This window comes from Pseudomonas sp. LS2P72, assembly GCF_054897865.1.
This window is the reverse complement of the sequence record NZ_CM142708.1, coordinates 2,895,956-2,912,500: the sequence shown is the minus strand read 5'-3', so window position 1 is coordinate 2,912,500 and position 16,545 is coordinate 2,895,956. Positions and strand designations below refer to the sequence as shown.

15 protein-coding genes are annotated in these 16,545 nt (G+C 62.1%); 3 read left to right on the top strand and 12 right to left on the bottom strand.

The features are described from left to right. Nucleotides 1-343: 343 nt before the first annotated feature. The 12 genes from ACYZUA_RS13375 to ACYZUA_RS13320 all read right to left on the bottom strand — a co-directional run bounded on the left by ACYZUA_RS13375 (nucleotide 344) and on the right by ACYZUA_RS13320 (nucleotide 12,707). Nucleotides 344-1,219, bottom strand: a complete 876-nt coding sequence (locus ACYZUA_RS13375; protein ID WP_461963459.1) for an SDR family oxidoreductase — start codon at nucleotides 1,217-1,219, stop codon at nucleotides 344-346. Between the two features lie 26 nt (nucleotides 1,220-1,245). Continuing rightward, nucleotides 1,246-2,394, bottom strand: a complete 1,149-nt coding sequence (locus tag ACYZUA_RS13370; RefSeq protein ID WP_461963458.1) for an acetyl-CoA C-acetyltransferase — start codon at nucleotides 2,392-2,394, stop codon at nucleotides 1,246-1,248. A 42-nt stretch (nucleotides 2,395-2,436) separates the two neighbouring features. After that, nucleotides 2,437-3,492, bottom strand: coding sequence for an acyl-CoA dehydrogenase family protein (locus tag ACYZUA_RS13365; RefSeq protein WP_461963457.1), 1,056 nt, complete (start codon nucleotides 3,490-3,492; stop codon nucleotides 2,437-2,439). A gap of 10 nt (nucleotides 3,493-3,502) precedes the next feature. Continuing rightward, nucleotides 3,503-4,669: an acyl-CoA dehydrogenase family protein gene (locus ACYZUA_RS13360; RefSeq protein ID WP_461963968.1), complete on the bottom strand. Its 1,167-nt coding sequence runs from the start codon at nucleotides 4,667-4,669 to the stop codon at nucleotides 3,503-3,505. Between the two features lie 10 nt (nucleotides 4,670-4,679). Continuing rightward, a complete protein-coding gene (locus ACYZUA_RS13355) occupies nucleotides 4,680-5,435 on the bottom strand; it encodes an enoyl-CoA hydratase family protein (RefSeq protein WP_461963456.1) in 756 nt (251 codons plus the stop codon). A gap of 11 nt (nucleotides 5,436-5,446) precedes the next feature. Next, complete coding sequence (locus ACYZUA_RS13350) at nucleotides 5,447-6,514, bottom strand: NAD(P)H-dependent flavin oxidoreductase (protein ID WP_461963455.1); 1,068 nt, start codon at nucleotides 6,512-6,514, stop codon at nucleotides 5,447-5,449. 2 nt (nucleotides 6,515-6,516) lie between these two features. After that, complete coding sequence (locus tag ACYZUA_RS13345; protein ID WP_461963454.1) at nucleotides 6,517-7,389, bottom strand: enoyl-CoA hydratase; 873 nt, start codon at nucleotides 7,387-7,389, stop codon at nucleotides 6,517-6,519. A gap of 24 nt (nucleotides 7,390-7,413) precedes the next feature. Further along, a complete protein-coding gene (locus ACYZUA_RS13340) occupies nucleotides 7,414-8,202 on the bottom strand; it encodes a CoA-transferase subunit beta (RefSeq protein ID WP_461963453.1) in 789 nt (262 codons plus the stop codon). 12 nt (nucleotides 8,203-8,214) lie between these two features. Then, entirely contained in the window at nucleotides 8,215-9,096 is an 882-nt protein-coding gene (locus ACYZUA_RS13335; protein WP_461963452.1) for a CoA transferase subunit A, read from the bottom strand. Between the two features lie 11 nt (nucleotides 9,097-9,107). Continuing rightward, nucleotides 9,108-10,004 carry a VOC family protein gene (locus tag ACYZUA_RS13330; RefSeq protein ID WP_348131327.1) on the bottom strand — a complete coding sequence of 299 codons (897 nt, stop codon included), beginning with the start codon at nucleotides 10,002-10,004 and terminating at the stop codon, nucleotides 9,108-9,110. 274 nt (nucleotides 10,005-10,278) lie between these two features. After that, nucleotides 10,279-11,400 carry an LLM class flavin-dependent oxidoreductase gene (locus ACYZUA_RS13325; RefSeq protein WP_461963451.1) on the bottom strand — a complete coding sequence of 374 codons (1,122 nt, stop codon included), beginning with the start codon at nucleotides 11,398-11,400 and terminating at the stop codon, nucleotides 10,279-10,281. Nucleotides 11,401-11,522: 122 nt separating this feature from the next. Continuing rightward, entirely contained in the window at nucleotides 11,523-12,707 is a 1,185-nt protein-coding gene (locus tag ACYZUA_RS13320; protein WP_461963450.1) for an acyl-CoA dehydrogenase family protein, read from the bottom strand. Between the two features lie 877 nt (nucleotides 12,708-13,584). On the opposite strand from ACYZUA_RS13320, the gene ACYZUA_RS13315 reads away from it, so the two are divergent. Genes ACYZUA_RS13315 through ACYZUA_RS13305 form a run of 3 tightly spaced genes read left to right on the top strand, consistent with a single transcriptional unit; the run spans nucleotide 13,585 to nucleotide 16,534 of the window. Continuing rightward, nucleotides 13,585-14,100 (top strand): flavin reductase family protein, encoded by a 516-nt coding sequence (locus ACYZUA_RS13315; RefSeq protein WP_461963449.1) that lies wholly within the window; start codon nucleotides 13,585-13,587, stop codon nucleotides 14,098-14,100. Between the two features lie 11 nt (nucleotides 14,101-14,111). Further along, complete coding sequence (locus tag ACYZUA_RS13310; RefSeq protein WP_461963448.1) at nucleotides 14,112-15,791, top strand: FAD-binding protein; 1,680 nt, start codon at nucleotides 14,112-14,114, stop codon at nucleotides 15,789-15,791. Continuing rightward, nucleotides 15,779-16,534: a glucose 1-dehydrogenase gene (locus ACYZUA_RS13305; RefSeq protein ID WP_461963447.1), complete on the top strand. Its 756-nt coding sequence runs from the start codon at nucleotides 15,779-15,781 to the stop codon at nucleotides 16,532-16,534. Before ACYZUA_RS13310 ends, ACYZUA_RS13305 begins: the two co-directional genes overlap by 13 nt. Nucleotides 16,535-16,545 lie beyond the last annotated feature (11 nt).

The following is a 16,545-nucleotide window of genomic DNA, read 5'->3' as shown; positions in this document are numbered from 1 at the left end:
CCATCCGGCCTGACCAACTCCTTCTGGGCTTCGATGACCTGAAGCAACTCGCTGTCGAAAACTGCGTAACTCATTGTTTACCAAGGAGTTTTCAGTTTCGACTGCGCCGGAAGTGGGGCGAATTATAGACTTACAGAATCTGCCGTCAACCCTTAATTGAGCTTTTCTATCAATCACTTGCAGAACGCCGCAAAACAGCCCGTTCCTTCTCTATATAGAGAGCAAAACGAATCCTTCTATATAGAGGGATTGGAAATCCCGAAGTCCCTGCATAGTTTTGCACTGCCCCAAAACGAGAAACAGGGTCAAGCACAAAGTGCTTGATCCTCTTAGGGCGGCCCGATCAGTTGCCGTACACTTTCGCCGCCGGCACCGCCCTGGCCATCAATTGCTCTACCGCCTGACCCACCTCGCCCACCGCCCAGCGCCCTTGCCTGTCCAGTTCCGGACCTCTACGCCAGCCGTCGGCAATCGACAACTTGCCGCCCTCGACTTCGAACATCTGCCCGTTCACCGCACTGGACGCTTGCGAGCCAAGCCAGACCACCAACGGCGCAACGTTTTCCGGAGCAAAGTAGTCGAAGCCCTCTTCGGGCTTCTTCATGCTATCGGCGAACACCTGCTCGGTCATTCCGGTGCGCGCGGCCGGGGCCAGGGCGTTGACGGTTATGCCATAGCGACCCAGTTCGGCCGCCTGCACCAGCGTCAACGCAGCGATACCTGCCTTGGCAGCGGCATAGTTGGATTGACCGATGGAGCCCTGCAAACCGGCCCCGGAACTGGTGTTGATGATCCGCGCACTCAGCTGCGCGCCCCCCTTGGCCTGCTCGCGCCAGTAACGCGCAGCGTGGCTGGCGATACAGAAGTGGCCTTTTAGGTGCACGGCCACCACCGCATCCCAGTCGGTTTCGGTGAGGCTGGCGAACATTCGGTCGCGACAGATGCCGGCGTTGTTGACCACCACGTCCAGGCCGCCGAAGGTTTCGATGGCCTGGCGCACGATCAACGCCGCATCGTCGTAGCGGGTGATGTCGTTGCTGTTGGCCACGGCGCTTCCACCCTGCCCGAGAATTTCGCCGACCACGGCCAGTGCCGCTTCACGATTGATATCGTTGACCACCACTTTAGCGCCCTCGGCGGCGAAGGCCAGCGCGTAGGCCCGACCCAGACCACCGCCGGCACCGGTGATGATCACTACGCGGTTCTCACAGATTTTCATGTTCCTGCTCCCTTCAAATACATCGCTTACAAGCGTTCGATAATCGTCACGTTGGCCTGGCCGCCGCCTTCGCACATGGTCTGCAAGCCGAAGCGTCCCCCGCTGCGCTCCAGTTCATGCAACAGCGTGCACATCAACCGGGTGCCGGTGGCGCCCAGCGGATGGCCGAGGGCAATCGCCCCGCCGTTGACGTTGGTCTGTTCGTGGGGATAACCGGTCTCTTTGAGCCAGGCCATCGCGACCGACGCGAAGGCTTCGTTGATCTCCACCCGATCGATGTCTTCCAGCTTCATCCCGGCTCGCTTGAGTGCATAAGCGGTGGCCGGGATTGGAGCGGTGAGCATCCAGATCGGGTCTTCGGCGCGCACGCTGAGGTGGTGGATACGCGCGCGCGGTGTCAGTCCGTAGCGTTTGAGTGCTGTTTCAGAAACGATCAGCATCGCGCTGGCCGCGTCGCAGGTCTGGCTGGACACTGCTGCGGTCACCCGGTCGCAGCCAAACAGCACGTCCAGTTCGGCCATTTTCGCCAGGCTGGTCTGGCGCGGCGTTTCGTCGTGCACGACCCCTGCCAGCGGCACTATTTCCCGATTGAACCGCCCTTGCTCGATGGCCCGCAATGCCCGCTGATGGGATTCCAGTGAATAGGCTTCCAGTTGTTCGCGGGACAGCTCCCACTTCTCGGCAATCATCTGCGCTGAACGGAATTGAGTCGGCGGTTGTGCGCCATAACGCCGGACCCAACCTTCGGAGCCGCTGAACGGATCACTGAAGCCCAGCGGTTCGGCAGCGATCATTGCCGAGGAAATTGGAATCTGGGTCATGGTTTGCACGCCGCCGGCGACGACCACATCCTGGGTGCCGCTCATCACCGCTTGGGCAGCAAAGTGCACCGCTTGCTGGGACGAACCGCACTGACGATCAATGGTAGTGCCGGGTACCGCCTGCGACAGGCCGGCGGCCAGCCAACTGGTGCGGGCAATGTCCCCGGCCAACGGACCGATGGTGTCGACACAACCGAAGATCACGTCGTCGTAATCGTCATCGGGAATGTCGTTGCGCTCGACCAGCGCACGCAAGACGTGGGCGCCCAGATCGGCGGCGTGAATCTGGCTCAAACCACCCTTGCGCCGCCCGGTGGGCGTACGAAGGGCGTCGACAATATAGGCTTCAGGCATGGTGTACCTCGGGGTAAATGTTGACGTCAGGCACAGTCGCCGTCAGAAAGTTTTTCCAGCGCCCAGTGCTGGATTGCCATCGAACAAAGCCGCGCGGATCCGCCTTTTATGATCGCCGCGGTCACCCCAGACCTTGTCCAGCGCCCAGGCGCGCTTCATGAACAAGTGCAGGTCGACTTCCCAGGTGTAACCCATGGCGCCATGGGCCTGAATGGTGTTTTTCGCGGCGAGCATGGCGGCTTCCGAAGTTGCCAATTTGGCATGGGACACCAGCACTTCCTGTCCCGGTTGCTGCTCGGCCAGTGCATAGGCGGCGCGATACAGCGGCCCTTTGGCGAACTCGATCTGCACCGCGACGTTGGCCATCAAATGCTTGACCGCCTGGAACGAACCCACCGGTTTGCCGAACTGTTTGCGCTCAAAGGTGTAATCCACCGCGAGGTCGACCATGCGCTTGGCCAGCCCCAGCATTTGCGCGGCGCAGCCCAACGCGCCACGATTAAACGCGGCGGCCCACAAGCGTCGACCCTGTTCGCCAGCGGCCACGCAGGTGGCGGACGTTGGCGTCCAGTCGACCTGAAACAGCTGACGACTGGGATCGACCGACACATTGCGGGTCAGGCGCACCGCGCCAGGTTCGACCGCATGCACCTCATCGCCATGAGCCAGCAACAGCAAATCGGCGACATGAGCATCGCTGACCAGCGGGTTACCCGGTTCGGCAATCGCCAACCGTGCGCGGCCTTCGGCGACGCGCGCCAGCCAGTGCTGTTTGAGCACGGCGTGGCTTTCATCAAGGGCGGCGAGTAACGGCACGCCGATCAGCATCGTGTCCACCAGCGGCTCGGGCAGACCGGCATAACCACATTCCTGAGCGAGCAGAATGAAGTCCAGCTCATTCATACCCATCCCGTCTTGCTCTTCGGGAACGGTCAGCGCGGTCAGGCCCAATTCCACCAATTGGGCCCAGAGCTGATCGCTGCGTCCGCTATCGCTGAGCCACAATTCGCGAATGCGCTCTGGAGTGACCTCGTTGATCAGAAAACTTCTGACGTTGTCCTGGAACAGCAATTGGTCGCGGCTGAAACTAAAGTCCATGGTCTATTCCTCAGGCACGCGGCATGCCGAGCATGCGTTCGGCAATGATGTTGCGCTGGATCTCGTTGGTGCCGGCATAGATCGGCCCGGCCTGGGCAAACAGAAAACCTTCCAGCCAATGGCCGACATCGCCCGCAGCAGGTGCTTCGGGCAGCAGCTCGCCACGTAAGCCGAGAATGCTCATGGCGGTGTCGTGCATGCGCTGATCGAGTTCCGACCAGAAGATTTTGTTGGTCGAAGACTCCGGCCCGATCTTGCCGCCCTGCACCAGTTTCGAGGCGGTCATGTAGGTGCTCAGGGTGTAAGCTTCGGCGTCCAGCCAAGCGCGCATCACCGACTCGCCGATGGCCGGGTCGCGGTCAGCCTGCTCGCGGTTGGCCTGGTACAGCTGCACCAGTCGCCGAGCGGTTTCCTGAAAACGTGCGGGTGAACGCAGCAGCAAACCGCGCTCGAACCCGGCGGTGGACATCGCCACATGCCAACCCATGCCCTCGCCGCCCAGCGCGTTTTCCACCGGAACCTTGACGTCGTCGAAGAAAATCTCGGCGAACCCGGGCAAGCCATTGAGCTGAGGAATCGGCCGTACCGTGATCCCCGGGCTGTCGAGCGGCAGCAGAATAAACGTCAGGCCCTGATGGCGCTGCGAATGAGGGTCGGTGCGGAAAATGCCGAATACCCAGTCGGCCCACACGGCGCGAGTCGACCAGGTTTTCTGGCCGTTGATCACGTAATGGTCGCCCACCCGTTCGGCCTTCGAGCGGATTGCCGCCATGTCGGAGCCGGCGCCTGGCTCGGACCAGGCCTGAGCCCAGATGTCTTCGCCAGTGGCCATACGCGGCAAAAAACGCGCTTTCTGTTCGTCGCTGCCATATTCCATCAGCGTCGGGCCGAGCAGGAAGATGCCGTTCTGGTTAACCCGTGCAGGCGCGCCAGAGCGGTAGTACTCCTCCTCGAAGATCAACCACTCGATCAAGTCGCAACCGCGCCCGCCGAGATCGGTCGGCCAGGTGACCATGCCCCAGCGACCGTCGTTAAGCCGGTTTTCCCAGGCACGGTGCTCGGCAAAGCCTTGCTCGGTGTCGAACGATTGCAGCGGTTCACCGGGTACATTGGCCGTCAGCCAGGCCCGCGCCTCGGCGCGAAAGGCCTGCTGGGCCAGGGTGTATGTCAGGTCCATGAGAGTGCCTTCAGCCGTTGAAGTGGGCATCGCGCTTCTCGACGAACGAGTCGCGTGCTTCCTGTGAGTCCAGTGAGCGATAAGCCTCGAGCGTGAAGCCCTGCTCCCAGCGATATTTGTCTTCCAGATTGCCGTCTTCGATACCGCTCAGCGCTTCTTTGGCGAGGCTGATCATGGCCGGGCTCTTGGCGGCGATGGTGCGGGCGATCTGCAACGCGGCCTCACGCAAGTCATCGCGCTTGACCACACGCTCTACCGCACCCAGGCGCCAGGCCTCGGCGGCGTCGATCATTTCGCCGGTGAAGTACATGTGACGGACCTTCTGTACCGGGAACAACCGCTGCAAATGCGCGCCGCCGCCCATGGCACCGCGATCGACCTCGGGCACGCCGAAGCTGGCGCACTCGGAAGCCACCAGAATGTCGGCCGCGCCGCAGATGCCGATGCCGCCGCCGAGGACGAAGCCGTGTACGGCAACAATCACCGGTTTCGGGTTGCGGTGGATCGCCTTGAAGCTGTCGTAGTTGCCTTTGTTCACCGCCACGATCAGGTTGCCGTCGGCGGCCAGTTCCTTGATGTCGACCCCGGCACAGAAGCCGCGCCCTTCGGCCCGAATCACGATCACCCGCACGCTGGCGTCGCGACCGAGGCCTTCGATCTCGCTGGCGATATCGGCCCAGCCCTGGCAATTGAAGGCGTTGACCGGTGGCTGGTTGAACACCAGTTCGGCGATGCCGTTATCGATACTGACGCTAAATGGTTTCATGCCTTTCCCCTTCACGACACACGGCGGCACAGCTCGCCCAGACGCGCTTCGGCGTCACGGACGATCTGCTCAATCAATTGGGCGCAGCTGGGCAAGCTGTCGATGGACGCGGCGATCTGGCCGGCGGGCAGTACACCTTCGGCGGGTAACCCGTCGACCATGGCTTTCTGGATCACCATCGGCGCGTTGGCGGCCATGATGCTTTGCGCCGCCGTCAGCTCACCGCTGCTGCGCATTTTCAGAACACTGCCGAGCAGTTGCGTCAGGCTCATGCCACTGTGGCGGCGGTAGGCCAGGCCACTGCGGACGGCCAGCAACAAGCGTTTGAGAGCACCGCTCGCTTCCAACTGGTTGAGCAATTCGTTGCGAATCATCCGTTGCGGCATACCGTCGATGGCGCGACTGATGATGATCGCCGCCGGATCGTTGACCGCGAGGTAACGCGACAGGGTCGCCTGCGGCACCGGACTGTCGGCGCACATCAGAAAGCGCGTGCCCATGGCGATGCCTTCGGCGCCATAGGCCAGGGCCGAGACCAGGCCTTTACCATCCTTGAAACCACCGGCTGCCACCACGGGCACCGAGACCGCATTGACCACTTGATCGAGCAGTAACGAAGTCGGCACCGACCCGGTATGCCCACCGCCCTCACCGCCTTGTACGGTGACCGCATCGGCGCCCATTTCCACGGCTTTTTGCGCGTGCTTGAGGGCACCGACCGTGGGGATGCACACCACGCCGGCGTCCTTCAGACGGCTGATCATTTGCTTGCCGGGCGAACGGCTGTAGCTGACCGCCCTGACGTTGTGGCGCAGCACCAGCTCGACGATCTCTGCGGCGTTGGCCTGGTACATATGAAAATTGACGCCGAAAGGCTGATCGGTCAGACGCCGGGTTTCGAGGATCGCTGCCTCCATCCGCTGAGGCTCGATGGTCGCCCCGGCGAGAAAACCGAAGCCACCGGCATTGCCCGTGGCCGCCACCAGTTTCGGGTCGGCAACCCAGCCCATCGCGGTCTGGATGATCGGATAGCGACAGCCGAGCAGTTCAGTCAGACGGGTGTTCAAAGAGATCGCCATGCTCACGCCCCGCCCGAGGTGCGTTGCGAACGGGCCATGGCCTTGGCGTCATATCCGCCGAGTCGGTCACCCGACACCAGCTCATTGTGCGCATGGGCGAAGTGATGCAGGCCAAACACCATGTCCATGGTCGCGCGCTTGCCCATCAGGTCTTCGGCGTTGTTGACCGCCTGCTTGCTCAGTTGCAGACCGAGGCGCGGCATCTGCGCAATGCGCCCGGCGATGTCGAGGGTTTCCTGTTCCAGCAGATCGCGGGCAACCACCCGATTGAGCATACCCATCTGATAGGCGCGCGCCGCCGGCATGCGCTCGCCGAGGAACAGAAATTCCTTGGCGATGCGCGGGTTCAGCTCATGCACATGGGCGAAATACTCGACCCCGGGAATGCCCATCCGCACCACCGGATCCGCGAAGTACGAATCCTCACTGGCGACGATCAGGTCGCACACCCAGGCCAGCATCAGCCCGCCCGCGATGCACGCCCCCTGGACCATGGCGATGGTCGGTTTGGGCATTTCGCGCCAGCGGCGGCACATGCCCAGATAGACTTCCTGCTCTCGGGCGTAGAGAAATTCGCCGCCCGGCTTGTTCACATGGTCGTACCACAGGCTGGCACGGTCGAAGGTCTGATCGACGTCGCGCCCCGGTGTGCCGATGTCATGCCCGGCGGAGAAATGCTTGCCGGCACCACGCAGCACGATGACTTTCACCTCATCGTCATCGCAGGCCTGGCGAAACGCCGCGTCCAGCGCGTAGGTCATCTGCGAGTTCTGCGCGTTGTGGTACTCGGGGCGGTTCATGGTGACCAGGGCCACCGAGCCGCGCACCTCGTAAAGCACCACGTCGGCCTCGTTCTTGTCGTTATGTTCAGCCATCACTTTTCTCCGAAACGGGGGCGCTCAGCGTTGGCCTGGCGGGTTGTCTTTGAGCTGGCTGGCACGCAGGTTGTGCGGGTCCAGGCGCTGGATCAGCTGCAATTGCTCGATGGTCGGGGCAGCCGTGGTCGGGCAGTCTTGCGGCACATGCAGAGCAAATCCGGTGTTGTCCTGAACCTCGGCTACCGTCACGCCGGGGTGCAGCGAGCGAATCCGCATTTGCCGATTCGGACCCTGGAAATCCAGCACGCAGAGATCGGTGATGATCAGGCGGATATTGATCTCGTCCAGCGACCAGCCACGCGCCAGACGCGCCGGGTTGTAGCCGACCGAGGCGACCATATCGACCTCGCCTTCGACGAACACCCGACGGTTGTGGCTGGGCACGCAAAAGGAGTTGGCGTGACTGATCGAATTGCCGGGAAAACCACGCACACCGAGCATTTGCGCCTTGGGTTTGGCGTAATCGCCAATGCAGGAAATGTTGGCCTGGCCGAAGCGGTCAATCTGGGTCGGGCCGACCAACGCATGGCGCTTGCCGCCCCACACGTTGTCGAAAATCCGCGAGAACCCCATCCAGCTGTCGCGCTTGGGCTGGTAGCCGTTGCGCGCGCCGAGCGGCACCGGCTCGGCGACCATGTAGGCTTCGGAATCGGTCATCAGCAGCTGCGGATTGCTGCCGAGCATGCTCAAAGAAGCGGCCAGACGCGGGATCACGCCGATGCCGCTGGCCAGAACCTCGCCATCGTCGCGCCAGGCTTCGGAGGCGGCGCAGATCATCAGTTCGGCGAGGCTGTAAGTGGTAGTGCTCATCGCAAGGCTCCCTTAAAAAATCGGCAACGGCAGTTGGCGGATCGCAGCCAGCCCGCCGACCTTGTCCAGGTACTGATCGTGGGTGCAGTCGACGTAGTCCCGGACGTAGCCCTGCCAGCCATCGACGGCCTGGGCTGAAGCGTTGTAAGCCTTGAAGTGCGCTACGTCGAAACCGTACAACGGCGCGCAGGAAGACGGATGCGCACCGCCCGGCACGTGGGCCACGGCGGTGGTCAGGTTGCGCTCCCAGAACACTTGATGCGCGTGCCCGGCATCGGCATGGAAATACTCGCTGTCCACCAGTTCATCGCAGGTCACGTAGCTGTGAGTCGCGGCACGTACGAACAGGTCGTCCATGTAGTGATCGGGGCCGCTGATCTGGCAGACACCGCGCGCATCGGCACGGTCGACGTGAATCAGCGCCGCATCGAGTTTGAGCGCCGGCATGGCGACCCAGTCCTTGCCGTCGGCATAAGGCGAGGCGATCAATTTGATCTGCGGGTTGTGCCGCAGCACATCGGTGCCCAGGCCTACCGCCGTCGGAATAAATGGCACATTCATCGCTGCGGCCCGCAGACCGAGCAGGAGCATGCCTTCGTCGATTTCCATCACCTCCAGCGCCGCCTCTTGGCGTGCCTTGCGGAAGTACGGTTCCAGTGGAATGAAATCGAGGGATACGAAGGCAAACACCAGTTTCCTGATTTTGCCGGCCGCGCAGAGCATGCCAACATCCGCACCACCGTAGGCGACCACGGTGAGGTCCTTGAGGTCCGAGCGCAGAATCTCCCGCACCAGAGCCATGGGTTTGCGTCGCGGCCCCCAGCCACCGATGCCGATGGTCATGCCGTCACGCAGTTGGCCGACCATCTCGGCCGTGGTCATTCGCTTGTCCATCGTCATCGTCCTCATTGGCGACCGACACTGAAGTCGTGGCCCCAGTGGCTGACCACGGTGCTTTCAAAAGGTGTGTGGCGATCCCAATCGACCACCAGGCCATCGCAGCCGTATTCCAGGTCAAACCCTGACGGCGTCTTGATGTAGAACGAGATCATCTGATCGTTGGTGTGCTGGCCCAGGGTGGCCGACAGCTTCACGCCATTGGCGTGCACCCGGTCCAGCGCTCGACCGACTTCGTCCAGCGCGTTGACCTCGACCATCATGTGCACGCAGCCGTGGGGCATCGGGCACTCGAAAATTGCCAGCGAGTGGTGCCGACCGTTATTGCAGTGCAGGAAGTGGATGCGCTTTTGTGGCTCGGCCGGGTCCGGGGTGAAGCGCACTTTCATCAGGTCGGACAGACCGAAACCGAGGACTTGCTCGTAGAAATCCCGGCAACGCTCGAAGCTCGGCGCCGGCAGTACCACGTGGCCCATGCCCAATTCGTTGGTGACGAAACCCTTGACCCCGACCGGAGAAACGAAGCGCGCGAAGTCCTGCAGAGGTCCCCAGAACAGTTCGTGGCGATTGCCATCCGGGTCGCTGAAGTGCACCAGTTCCTGGACCTTGCGAACCTCGGCCTGGGCCACGGTGCCGCGGGTAACTTGCACATCGGCTTGTTCCAGAACGCTGACAGCGTGTTCAAGCGCCGCTTTGCCAGGGACTTCCCAGCCGCACGCACCGAAGCCGTTCTCAGTGCTTTTCTCCACCAGAATGCGGTAATGGCGCTCGTCCATTTTCAGGTACAGCCGCTCATCGTCGTCGCTGCCGGCCACCATCATGCCCAGCACCTGGCTTGCGTACTGACGCCATTGCGCCAGGTCGCTGGATAACAGGGTGACGTAACCCAGACCACGGATATCCATGGATGCACTCCTCGTTCTTTTTCTAAGGCCCCGCCGCACTCGGCGGCTGCCGGGGGAGACTTTATGCAGGGCTATTCAAGCGGGTTTGAGCGGGGGGAACATCGTCCAATGGGACTAGCGGAAATGATTGGTGGAGACATAAAAACATGTGGGAGCGAGCCTGCTCGCGATGGGGCCATAACAGTCAACATTGATGTTGAATGTAAGACCGCTATCGCGAGCAGGCTCGCTCCCACAGGGGGTCATGCGGTGTTCAGTTGCTTATATGGCGGGGTCACGCCTTACGGAAATGCGGGATCACTTTCTCGCCAATGTTGCGCAGGGTCTCCAGTTGCGCCCATTGCGGCACGGTGCCCATCTGGCAGATGAACAGGATTTCGTCGGCGCCGGCATCGATCAGACGCTGCACGTAACCGATGCAATCCTCGACGGTGCCGTAGGCGTGGTTGGGGTTCATCATCGCCATGGTCGGGTCGGAGAAATCGACGCTGACTTCTTCCGAGGCGAAGCGCGACTTGATGACGCTCTGGCCGTTGCCATCGACGAAGGTGTCGTCCTTCCACTTCTCCGGGTCCGGGCGCTCGCCACCGCCGTACCAGTAGCCCAACGACTCCATGAAGTAACGCTGGCCACGGATGCCAATGCGGCGCGCCTCCTCGTTGTCTTCCAACACGATGGCCGGGCACAGGGCGGCGATGTGACGGTTGGGACGGAAACCCACTTGTTTCTTCTCATCGCGGTTGTCCCAGGCTTCATGGTAGACCTCGACTTTCTTGGCGATTTCTTCCGGGCCACCGAAGCCCAGCACCAGGGCGCCCATGCCGCGACCGCCGGCGTTTTTCAACGACTCGGTGTTGGTGCAAGCCAGGTACATCGGCGGGTGCGGGTCTTGATAAGGCTTGGGATGGATCGGCCGTTTCGGTATCTGCACAAAGTCGCCGTTGTGTTCGATTTCGTCCTGCACGAACATTTTCGGGATCAGGTACATCATCTCGTCGATCTGCGGCTGCAACGTGGCCAGGTCGTAACCGAAGGTGCCGGCCTCCTGCTGGGTGCCGCCCTTGCCGACGCCAAAATGCACCCGACCTTTGGACAACAGGTCGAGGGTCGCGATGCGTTCCGCGACTTTCACCGGGTGGTTCATCGCCGGCGGCAGACAGACCACGCCGTGGCCGATGCCGATGCGTTCGGTTTTGCCAGCGACGAAGGCCAGCATGGTTTCCGGCGCGGACATGTGCGAGTAGTTGCTCAGCGCCGTGTGCTCCACGCACCAGAAGGTGTCGAAGCCGAGCTTGTCGGCCAGCACAGCCTGCTCGACGGTGTCTTCGAAAATCTTGCGGTCGCCTTCGCGGCTGGAGTCCACCGTCTGGGCTTCGTAAATCAGTGAAAATTTCATGGTTGATCCTTGTGTTTATTGGATGCGCAGTCGGCGCCTGAGACCTACGCCTTGTGCCCATGCTCGGGCATCAAAGAGGCGCTCGAATCACGCAAACGGACTAGCTGACTTAAAGGGAAAAGTCAGAGAAAAAAGTCGTTGCTGTCTTGGCCCATACTGACCCCGCCGAGATTCCAGGCGTACTTGGCCGGGTTGTTCGCGACGTGGGCGCGGCCGGTGTGAATGTCGCGGAATGCCCGGTTGATTGCGTGGCTGCGGAAGATGGTCGAGGCGCCGCTGTTGAACATCAGGTCGGCAACCGCTTTGGCGCACTTGTCGGCCACCAGCGCCGAGTCGTAACGCATCTTCACCCGCTCGGGCATGCTCAACGGTTTTGCGCTGTGGGCCCGTTGCATCATCAGAGCGAAGTTGCGCAGCAGGACGGTTTTGCACTCGTCGACGCAAACCATGGCGTTGGCCAGCGCGGATTGCGCGGCCGGGTCTTGGACCATTTTGCGACCGTCGTTGACCCCGACCCGCGCGCGGTTGTGCTCGACAAACTGATCCACCGCGCCTTGCAGGGCACCAATGGCCGAGGACGACACCGCCCGCACAAAAATCTGCCCGAATGGCAGGCGGAACAGCGGCGCGGTGTTCACTGCGTTACCCGGACTGTCCTGCATGAAACCGTCGAACGCCCGATGAGTGCGGTACTCCGGAACGAAGGCGTTCTCCACCAGGATATCGTGGGAGCCGGTGGCTTCCAGGCCCATGACATTCCAGTTGTCGAGCACCTGATAGTCGCTGCGCGGCACCAGGAAAGTCCGGTAATCCGGCGCCCCGCCCGCCGCCTCCGATGGCACCAACGCCCCGAGGAACACCCAGTCGCAATGCTTGCTGCCGGAAGAAAACCCCCAGCGCCCGCTCAGCTTGAAACCACCCTCGACCCGCTCGACCTTGCCCACCGGCATATAGGAAGAAGAGATCAGCACACTGGAGTCGGCGCCCCAGACATCCTGTGCCGCACGGTCATCGAACAGCGCCAGTTGCCAGTTATGGATCGCCACCACCCCCAGCACCCAGGCCGAAGACATGCACCCTTCAGCGAGGGTCATCTGCACCTCGAAGAAGTCCCGGGGTTCCAGTTCATAACCTTCCCAGCGCGATGGCTGAAGGATGCGAAAGAACCCGGCGTCGTGGAAATCCTTCAGGGTCTCTTCAGGCAACTGGCCGGCTTGCGCGGCGTTCTGGGCGCGCTCACGCAGGATCGGCACCAGCTCGCGGGCACGTTGGCTCAGACGCTGGCGAATCAGGTCTTGGTTGAGCATTTTTATTGTTCTCCTCTGTTCACCCCATCCGCCGGGGCGCGCGTGCAGCGGGGCGGATGCAGCACCAGCGGCGCTCGCCTCCACAGCGGCATTCAAGCAATGCACGCAGCAGCGGACATCCCTCAAACGGACCATGTGCCTAAGAGAAGAGCGAAAGTTGCAGCCTCCAGTAATTCCTGAAGTCGTTGAGTCAACCTTGAGAGATTGGCTGATAGATAGACCGCCATCGCGAGCAGGCTCGCTCCCACAGGGGATCTGGGCGCATCTGCAAGAGATTGGCTGATAGATAGACCGTCATCGCGAGCAGGCTCGCTCCCACAGGGGATCGGTGTCCGTCTGCGAGACATTGGTCGGCTGTCAGGCCGCCATCGCGGGCAAGCCTTGCTCCTACAGAGTCAAAAGCAGAGCGGCATACGCCGCACCGCCCCTCACCACTCAACAGGCCGAGCGTTAGCTCGCCTGCAGCTTGTGATCTTGATCCACCCGCCCCTTCGGGAGGCTGAGTGGAGGTGTTCATCCGGGGAGTGGCGCGCAGCGCCGTTCGACGCAGTCGAACACGCTGCATGTAGGTCGTCGCGAAGCAGACCGGAGGGCAGTGTCCCCGGATGGATACCGGAGCGAAGGAACGCCGAGCCTAAGCGAGGGGCCGGACGCTCGGGGCGAGACTTTTTGGTTCCTTTTGTGGCGTTTGACAAAAGGGACTCGCCGTAAGGGCGAAACCGCCAGCCGCCGTTACCGCAGAAACGGATATGTACACAACCAACAGGAACATGGTCGGCCCAAAGGCCGCCAAGGCCTAGTCCCCTCGGACGATGTGACAGAGGGGCGTCGGAGCAAGAATCCATCGCACTCCATGCACAACGAAAGGGCTAGTGCGATGAACGACATCAATTTGAAAGCCGACATGCTCCAGGCCATGCGCCGCCTGGCCAAGTCAGTCACCATAATCAGCACCAGTAACGGCTCCGAACGCTTCGCCATGGCCGCCACGGCAGTCGACTCCCTCAGCACCGAACCCCCATCGCTACTCATCTGCATCAACAAAACCGCCTCCCCCCATGCCGCACTGGCGACCGGCGCAGACTTCTGCGTCAACATCCTCGGCGTCGAACAACAAGACCTCGCCCACCTGTGCAGCGGCGCAATCAAAGGCGAAGCACGATTCGACCGGGGCAACTGGCTAACCAGTGCCGGCGGCATTCCCTACCTGGGAGACGCCCAATCGGCCATCCTCTGCCGGCAAGACGGCCACTTCAGCTACGGCACCCACACCGTCTTCATCGGGCGCATCCTGCAAATCCACACCAGCGAATCGATCACCCCGCTGGTCTACCTCGACGGCACCTACACCACCACCGCCAAACCCGTACCCTCCTTCGCTGTCGCCGGCTGAGGCCTGAAAAAATGGACAGCCTGAACGGGTTGACGGCGTTGCGAGTGAGCAGCGCCGACCAGCTGAACTGGGATGATCGCTGCGACTTGCTGGTGGTCGGTTTCGGCGGCGCCGGTGCCTGTGCCGCCATCGAAGCCGCCAGTCGCGGATTGGCGGTGCTGGCGCTGGACCGCTTTGAAGGGGGCGGCGCCACCGCGCTCAGTGGCGGAGTGGTGTATGCCGGTGGCGGCACGCCGTATCAGCGCCAGGCGGGCTATGAAGACAGCAGCGAAGCGATGTTCAACTACCTGCGCCGAGAAGTCGGCGAGGCCGTCAGCAGCCAGACGCTGCGTAGTTTCTGCGAAGGCAGTGCCGAGCAACTGGCGTGGCTTGAACGTCAGGGTGTCGCATTCGAATCCAGCGTGCCGCCGCACAAAACCTCGTACCCAAGCGACCAGTACTACCTTTATTACTCCGGCAACGAAGCCGTGCCGGCCTATGCCGCCATTGCAAAACCGGCACCTCGCGGTCACCGCACCAAAGGCCCCGGCATGTCCGGCGCCAGCCTGTTCGCTCCGCTCAAGGCCAGCGCCTTGCGTCACGGTGCGCGCCTGCGCAGCCAGTGCGAAGTGCGGCGGCTGGTCCTCGACACCAGCGATCACGTGTTGGGGGTCGAAGCCTGGCAACTGCCGCCCGGTAGCCACGCAGCCCGTCAACATGCCCGGCTTTCACGTTGGGCCAGCGCCATCCACATGTACGCCCCTGCATTGGCCGACCGTTTGCGCGCTCGCTTGCGACGCATCGAACAAACCAGTGCCGAACGCCAGCTGATTCGCGCCGAACAGGGTGTGTTGCTGAGCAGCGGCGGTTTTATCTTCAATCGCGGCTGGGTCCGCCAGCATGCGCCGCAGTATTTGGCCGGTTTGCCGCTGGGGACCACTGGCTGTAACGGCAGCGGAATCGCCCTGGGCCAAAGCGCCGGTGGCAGCGTGGCGCGGATGGACAAGGTCAGCGCCTGGCGTTTTATCAATCCACCGCTGGCCTGGGCCCGAGGGCTGATTGTCAATGCTCGGGGTCAGCGTTACGCCAACGAAGAAATCTACGGTGCGACCCTCGGCCACGCGATGGTCGAAGAGCAGGGCGGTCGCGCCATTCTGATTCTCAACCGGGCGCTGGTGCGCGAGGCATTGCGTCAGGTCGGACCGGGCAAAGTCTGGCAATTCCAGCGCCTGCCGGTGCTGCTCAATTTGCTGTTCAACGCCCGGCGCAGCAACAGCTTGACGAAGCTGGCCAAGCGTTGCGGATTGCCCGTCGAGGCCCTGCGACAGAGCGTGGAAACCTATAGCCGCGCCGCGCGGGGCGAAGTCGTTGATACGTTCGGCAAGTCGCAAGCCATGCTCGCCGACATGGACCGGGGGCCGTGGTACGCCCTCGATCTGTCCTTCGCCAGCCGCCTGTTTCCCTGCCCGGTCATCACCCTTGGCGGGCTGAAAGTCTGCGAGCACAGCGGTCAGGTGCTGGACCACGCAGGTCAGCCAATCCGAGGTCTTTACAGCGCCGGCCGCAATGCAGTCGGGGTCGCTTCCAACCTTTATGTCTCCGGCCTGTCGCTGGCCGATTGCATCTATTCAGGTCGCCGGGCCGCTGCCCATCTGGTCGATCAAGTCGCACTTCAAACCACACGCTCAGGAGAACAACAATGCAACGTGTAGAAGGCAAAGTCTGCATCATCACCGGCGCCGCCAGCGGCATCGGTCGCGAAGACGCCCTGCTGCTGGCCCGTGAAGGTGCCAAAGTGGTGCTGACCGATCTCAACGAAGAAGCCGGACGCCAGGTCGCCGCAGAAATCGGCGGCAAGGCGCTGTTCATTCGCCATGACATCGCCAGCGAAAGCGATTGGCAACAGGTGATCAAAACCACCCTGGAACACTTCGGGCGCCTCGATGTACTGGTGAACAACGCTGCGATTCTGGCCTTGGGCAGCATCGAAGACACCACGCTTGAACTGTGGCAGAAGGTGCAAAAAATCAATGGAGACGGTTACTTTCTCGGCTGCAAATACGCGATCCAGGCCATGAAGGAAACCGGCGGCGGCTCGATCATCAATATGTCGTCGGTGGCGGCACTGGGTGCGATGCCGATGTTCTGTGCCTACTCGGCGTCCAAAGGCGCGGTGGCGGCAATGACTCGCTCGATTGCCTTGCACTGCAAGCAACAGGGCTACCGCATTCGCTGCAACAGCGTGCACCCGGATGGCGTCAACACGCCGATGACCCAGGCCTTGACCGGCGGCCAGCCGATCCCTCAGGAAGCCCTCGACCAAGACCCGATGAACCGCATGTGCGCGCCCCGGGACATTGCCAATGTGGTGCTGTTCCTCGCCACTGACGAGTCACGTTTCGTCAACGGTGCCGAGATCCGCGTCGACAACGCCCAATTGATCAGCGGGCTCTGAGGCCGAGGTGA

Excerpts from the sequence above, each read along its gene's own strand:
- ACYZUA_RS13375 (WP_461963459.1), bottom strand. The coding sequence starts at position 1,219 with ATGAAAATCTGTGAGAACCGCGTAGTGATCATCACCGGTGCCGGCGGT.
- ACYZUA_RS13370 (WP_461963458.1), bottom strand. The coding sequence starts at position 2,394 with ATGCCTGAAGCCTATATTGTCGACGCCCTTCGTACGCCCACCGGGCGG.
- ACYZUA_RS13365 (WP_461963457.1), bottom strand. The coding sequence starts at position 3,492 with ATGGACTTTAGTTTCAGCCGCGACCAATTGCTGTTCCAGGACAACGTC.
- ACYZUA_RS13360 (WP_461963968.1), bottom strand. The coding sequence starts at position 4,669 with ATGGACCTGACATACACCCTGGCCCAGCAGGCCTTTCGCGCCGAGGCG.
- ACYZUA_RS13355 (WP_461963456.1), bottom strand. The coding sequence starts at position 5,435 with ATGAAACCATTTAGCGTCAGTATCGATAACGGCATCGCCGAACTGGTG.
- ACYZUA_RS13350 (WP_461963455.1), bottom strand. The coding sequence starts at position 6,514 with ATGGCGATCTCTTTGAACACCCGTCTGACTGAACTGCTCGGCTGTCGC.
- ACYZUA_RS13345 (WP_461963454.1), bottom strand. The coding sequence starts at position 7,389 with ATGGCTGAACATAACGACAAGAACGAGGCCGACGTGGTGCTTTACGAG.
- ACYZUA_RS13340 (WP_461963453.1), bottom strand. The coding sequence starts at position 8,202 with ATGAGCACTACCACTTACAGCCTCGCCGAACTGATGATCTGCGCCGCC.
- ACYZUA_RS13335 (WP_461963452.1), bottom strand. The coding sequence starts at position 9,096 with ATGGACAAGCGAATGACCACGGCCGAGATGGTCGGCCAACTGCGTGAC.
- ACYZUA_RS13330 (WP_348131327.1), bottom strand. The coding sequence starts at position 10,004 with ATGGATATCCGTGGTCTGGGTTACGTCACCCTGTTATCCAGCGACCTG.
- ACYZUA_RS13325 (WP_461963451.1), bottom strand. The coding sequence starts at position 11,400 with ATGAAATTTTCACTGATTTACGAAGCCCAGACGGTGGACTCCAGCCGC.
- ACYZUA_RS13320 (WP_461963450.1), bottom strand. The coding sequence starts at position 12,707 with ATGCTCAACCAAGACCTGATTCGCCAGCGTCTGAGCCAACGTGCCCGC.
- ACYZUA_RS13315 (WP_461963449.1), top strand. The coding sequence starts at position 13,585 with ATGAACGACATCAATTTGAAAGCCGACATGCTCCAGGCCATGCGCCGC.
- ACYZUA_RS13310 (WP_461963448.1), top strand. The coding sequence starts at position 14,112 with ATGGACAGCCTGAACGGGTTGACGGCGTTGCGAGTGAGCAGCGCCGAC.
- ACYZUA_RS13305 (WP_461963447.1), top strand. The coding sequence starts at position 15,779 with ATGCAACGTGTAGAAGGCAAAGTCTGCATCATCACCGGCGCCGCCAGC.